Genomic DNA, 5413 nt, shown 5'->3' with positions numbered 1-5413 from the left:
CAGTCATTTTCAGCCCATTTTCAGCATCTCGCATCGTCGTCCTGTTGGCTACGAAGGACTGATTCGCGCGGTCGATACAGAACAACAACCTCATTCACCACTAGAACTGCTGGCAATACCCCAAACCGGTGTTGAAAACCTGTCTTTGGATCGATTATGTCGACGGTTGCATATGCACAATTTTGCCCGTCAGCCGAATGGTGAAACATGGTTGTTTTTGAACCTGAATTCACAATGTCTGGTTTCTGAGCGGCCGGATGCCGGCTTTATGAACACATTATTTGAACAAACCGGTATTACTCCCCATCGCGTGGTGATTGAAATTCTCGAAAGTGAAATTGATGACCGGCAATACTTACGTAGTTTGATTCGCCACTTTCGGGATTTGGGCTGCCTGATAGCGATTGATGATTTTGGTGCCGGCCATTCCAATTTTGATCGTATCTGGGAATTGGAACCGGATATTGTAAAAATTGATCGCAGCATGATCCATGGTGCGGGCACCTCGAGTCGAGTTGAACGCATTCTGACTGGCGTCGTTTCACTGATCCACGAAGCCGGTAGTCTGGTGGTAATAGAAGGGGTGGAAACTGAACGGGAAGCGCTGGTGGCTATTGCCGCCAACGCCGATATGGTTCAGGGGTTCTATTTTGCCCGCCCGCAACAACGTATCTCCCAAAACACGAAATTTGCTGAAGATATTGATCATCTTTTGAAAATTCAGCAACGCCAGCGTTTTAAAAACAGCCATCAAATGAATCAGGATTTCAAAAAGATCGAAACACTGTTTCGTCAGGCTGTCAGTGAATTTTCTATTACCAATGCCTTTGATACCAGCACGCTTATTTTGTTTAAGGAAAAGCGTGCGGTGCGCTGTTATTTATTGGATGAAGTAGGCTATCAGATGGCCAGAAATGTCTATTCTCCACATTACCAGCAAAAAATGGATACGCGTTTTACCCCGCTTTTGTCAGGTGATAATGCTAATTGGTCACACAAACACTATCATTTCAGAGCCATTGAACATCCCGGTGAAATGCAGGTTAGTCGACCTTATCTATCCGTTGCAGATTCCAGAATGTGCATCACGGTTTCCCAGACGGTAGTGGTACATAACAAGCTTTATGTGTTTTGTTGCGATCTGGACTGGCAGGACGATTAACGCTAAAAATCCTTAGCGGATAACAAGGGGGGGGCATGTTTGAGGTAATCAAAAAGTACCGATATTTTTTGCTGCCACTCAGTCTGGTGATTATCTTTGATGTCACGTTACTGGCAATGAATTATCATATTTCGGTTCAGCTGGAAGCTTCCTCAATCAATATCAATATTGCTGGTCGTCAACGCATGTTGTCACAGAAAATGACCAAAGCACTGTTGTTAATGCGATATCAGCAGAGTCAGGGGCTTAGTACCGACGAGGCTTATCAGGAATTGATGGAGGCCATGTCCTTATTCGATCAAACTCTTAACGCCATGATGAATGGTGGTGAAACGTTAAGCGCCAATGGTCAACTTATTCAGGTTGAACAATTCAAGGAAACCGTAATTCAAAAAACACTGAAGCAGTCAATTGAGTTGTGGGAACCGTTGTACCGGTCTATTCAACAAATGCAGCTTAGGGAATCGGCGTTGGAGCAACTGGTGAATGCCATGGTGGCGGATAATCCGCAGTTACTTGCCCTGATGAATAAATTAACCAATCAACTCGAAGCTTCTGCTAAACGGCAAACATATTTGTTGAGAGGACTACAGAGCATTATTGTGATTTTGATTCTGTTGTCATTTGTGATGGCAATAAGTCGATTGATCCGTCGCGAGCAGTATTTCAGCAAGCTGATGGAAAAAAGCTCAGATATCGTTATCGTCATCAATTCTGCCAGTGGCAATATCACCTTTATTAGTGCGTCAGTGAAATTATTGCTGCAACACGAAGAACGTTATTATCTCGGCCAACACTACCACCGCCTGTTTGATCAGGAATCAGCGACACGCATCTCACATTTATTATTACTGGCCAAAAAATTTCGTCCTTTGCCTTATAGCCGCTGTGAAGTACAACTGGTCAGGGCTGACAATGCACTAATTGATGCGGAAATGTTACTTCAACTCAATCGTAGTGAAGATGGTCGCACCATTGAACTCAGCGGTGATATTCGTGATATTACCGAACGCAAACAATTGGAGCTGGCGCTCACCGAAATGGCGCATAAAGACAGTTTGACCGGTCTGGCCAACCGGGCACAGTTCAGCCTGCTGGCAGAGCAGGCCATATTACAGGCACAGCGTAAGGGTACTTCGCTGGCGATGATGTTTATTGATCTGGATAACTTCAAATCCGTTAATGACGACTGTGGTCATCATGTGGGTGATGCTTTATTAAAAGAGGTGGCCCAGCGCATTGGTCAGCGTTTACGTGCATCGGATACCGTATTCCGTATTGGTGGAGATGAGTTTGTCGTGCTGATTAGTGATGTAGCTAAAGATACGCATTTACAAACGGTAGGCGATAAAATCATTGCCACACTTTCCGAAAAAATGGTGATTGATAACTGCCCTTGTCAGGTGGGGGCCAGTATTGGCATTGCCCGTTATCCCGAGGACGGTGAAAACATTGATGCCTTGTTAAAAGCAGCCGATGAAGCGATGTACCGGGTAAAACAATCAGGCAAGAATGCAGTGGCCTTTGTCGCCTGACAATCTGCACAGCCATGGTGCAGCAAGAATAACTACGGCTTAAATAAGTGCATAAGATACCTGTTTAAATAATAAGTACTTAACAAAATCAATAGCTTATAAGTTGGCATAATTCCCGCTTTAGATGATGACCAATGTTGGTCAAACGTTCTGAAGTGAGAACACAATGTCTGCCTCAAATTTAAAATTTTTATCCTTCAGCGGTAACAGCCGCATTTTACATCTCAGCTGGATGGCTTTTTTTATCAGTTTTGTGGTCTGGTTTAACCATGCACCATTACTGGTTTCGATTAAAGAAACACTTGGCCTCACCGACCAGCAAGTTAAAACTCTATTGATTCTGAATGTCGCGCTGACCATTCCTGCCCGGATTGTGGTGGGGATGTTAGTAGATAAATACGGCCCCAAAATCATGTATTCATTGCTGCTGGGGATTTCCAGTATGTTGTGTTTCTTTTTTGCGATGGCCGACAGTTTTGAACAAATGGCCTTAGCTCGTTTTATGCTGGGCTTTGTTGGTGCCGGTTTTGTTATCGGTATTCGAATGATTTCAGAGTGGTTTCCAGCTAAACAGGTCGGTCTGGCGGAAGGCATTTACGGGGGCTGGGGTAATTTTGGTTCAGCTGCAGCGGCGATGAGTCTGCCGACGATTGCGTTGATGTTTGGCGGTGATGAAGGCTGGCGTTATGCGGTAGCGCTGACCGGCTTAATTGCATTGATTTATGCGTTTATCTATTACAACAGCGTTTCTGATACGCCAAAAGGGTCAACTTATTTCAAACCGAAAAAGTCCGGGGCAATGGAAGTTACCAGCAAAGGCGACTTTGTTTTATTAATTCTGATGACTCTGCCGATGTATGGCGCTTTGGCACTACTGGCCTGGAAACTGTCTCCAAACGGGGTCTCATTACTGACTGAATCAGTATCCATGCTGATTTATGCTGGACTAATACTGTTGTTTTTGTACCAGCTTTATCATATTTTTCAGGTCAACAAATCTATATTTCATACGCCGGTTCCAGAAATTCATCGTTACAAATTCAAGCAGGTCGCGGTGCTGAATCTGGCCTATCTGGCAACGTTCGGTTCTGAGTTAGCGGTGGTGTCGATGTTACCGCTATTTTTCAGTGAAACATTTGATATTACTGTTGTTCAGGCCGGACTACTGGCATCCGGTTTTGCCTTTATGAATCTGGTCTCACGCCCAACCGGCGGTTACTTCAGTGATAAGCTGGGTCGTAAATTGACGCTGACCATTTGTCTGGCAGGCCTGGCTGTGGGCTATTTTGTTATGGGCCTGATTACGCCTGAATGGTTTATTGTATTAGCTGTGTTGGCGACCATGTGCTGTTCGTTCTTTGTTCAGGCGGGTGAAGGAGCGGTGTTTGCTGTGGTACCTTTAGTGCAACGTCGTCTGACGGGACAAATTGCTGGCATGGCAGGCGCATATGGTAATGTCGGTGCGTTATTGTTTTTGACGGTATTGTCCGTGGTCTCAGCGCAGTTGTTTTTCTGGGTAATTGCTGCCACCGCGGTTGTTACCTTGATCGTAGTGCAATTTATGGATGAGCCGCGCGGCCAGATGGCAGAAGTATTGCCGGATGGAACCGTGCAAATGATCGACGTGCATTAAACGGGATCGAGATCATGCTGAAAGTCCGTTGCGGGCAATACTCGCGGGCCGGAGTGAAAGCCGAAAATCAGGATGCGATCGGTTTTTATGCCCCGGAGAACAGCTTGCTGCTGGAAAGCAAGGGTACCATCTGTGCAATTGCCGATGGTATCAGTAGCAGCGAACAGGCCCGCGAGGCCAGTCATGCCGCCATCACCGGATTTATTGCTGATTATTTCAGTACACCAGATACCTGGTCGGTCAAACAATCCGGTGGCAAGGTTTTAACGGCGATAAATGTCTGGCTGTGTGGCCAGAGTCATCAGTTTCGGGAAATGTCACGAGGCTTTGCTACGACCTTCTCGGCGGTGATTATCAAATCAGTTACCGCTCATCTATTTCATGTTGGCGATGCCCGTATCTATCATTATCGTAATAATACGCTGGAACAACTAACCCAGGATCACCGTATAAAACTGGATCAAGGAAAGGAATATCTGGGACGGGCATTGGGAGTCGATTATGCTTTGGATATCGACTATAAAAACCTGGCTGTGGAACAGGGTGATGTTTTTATATTGATGACGGATGGTGTTTATGAGTTTGTTGCAGACAATGTCATTAAACAGCAGTTAAGCGACAATGCTGATCCTGAGCAGTGTGCCAAAGAATTGTGTGAGTTAGCGTTGCAAAACGGCAGTGGAGATAATGTAAGCTGCCAAGTGTTTTGTATTGACGAGTTATCTGATCCCAAGCCGGATGAAGTCTATGCCCGATTGACGGCGTTACCGTTTCCACCAGAATTGTACGAAGGTGTCATTCTTGTTGGTTACCGGGTGTTACGTGAGCTGCATGCCAGTTCCACCAGTCAGCTGTATCTGGCAATAGATACCCAAACCCAGCAGAAAGTGGTGTTGAAAACACCCTCAGTAAACTTTGAAGATGATCCGGCCTATCTGGAACGTTTTCAGCTGGAAGAGTGGATTGGACGACGAATTGACAATGCCCATGTCGTTCGCATCGTTGAGCAACAGCGTCCCCGACGCTTTCTTTATTATGTGATGGAATATGTGGCGGGCAAAACGCTGCAACAGAAACTGGATG

4 protein-coding genes are annotated in these 5413 nt (G+C 45.6%); all 4 read left to right on the top strand.

Features of this window, described 5'->3' with window-relative positions; translation table 11 throughout:
- A partial coding sequence (locus B3182_RS02215) for an EAL domain-containing protein (protein ID WP_292751378.1) occupies positions 1 to 1162 on the top strand: 1162 nt, incomplete at its 5' end.
- A gap of 35 nt (positions 1163 to 1197) precedes the next feature.
- Positions 1198 to 2697, top strand: a complete 1500-nt coding sequence (locus tag B3182_RS02210; protein ID WP_292354139.1) for a diguanylate cyclase domain-containing protein — start codon at positions 1198 to 1200, stop codon at positions 2695 to 2697.
- Between the two features lie 166 nt (positions 2698 to 2863).
- Positions 2864 to 4330, top strand: a complete 1467-nt coding sequence (locus B3182_RS02205) for a NarK family nitrate/nitrite MFS transporter (RefSeq protein ID WP_292354141.1) — start codon at positions 2864 to 2866, stop codon at positions 4328 to 4330.
- Positions 4331 to 4344: 14 nt separating this feature from the next.
- Positions 4345 to 5413, top strand: a 1069-nt coding sequence (locus B3182_RS02200) for a PP2C family protein-serine/threonine phosphatase (RefSeq protein WP_292751375.1), incomplete at its 3' end; no start/stop codon positions are given.

The sequence above is a fragment of the Methylophaga sp. UBA4204 genome, from assembly GCF_002379485.1.
GTDB lineage: Bacteria > Pseudomonadota > Gammaproteobacteria > Nitrosococcales > Methylophagaceae > Methylophaga.
The sequence above is the reverse complement of the archived record's forward strand: the minus strand, read 5'-3'. Positions and strand labels throughout refer to the sequence as shown.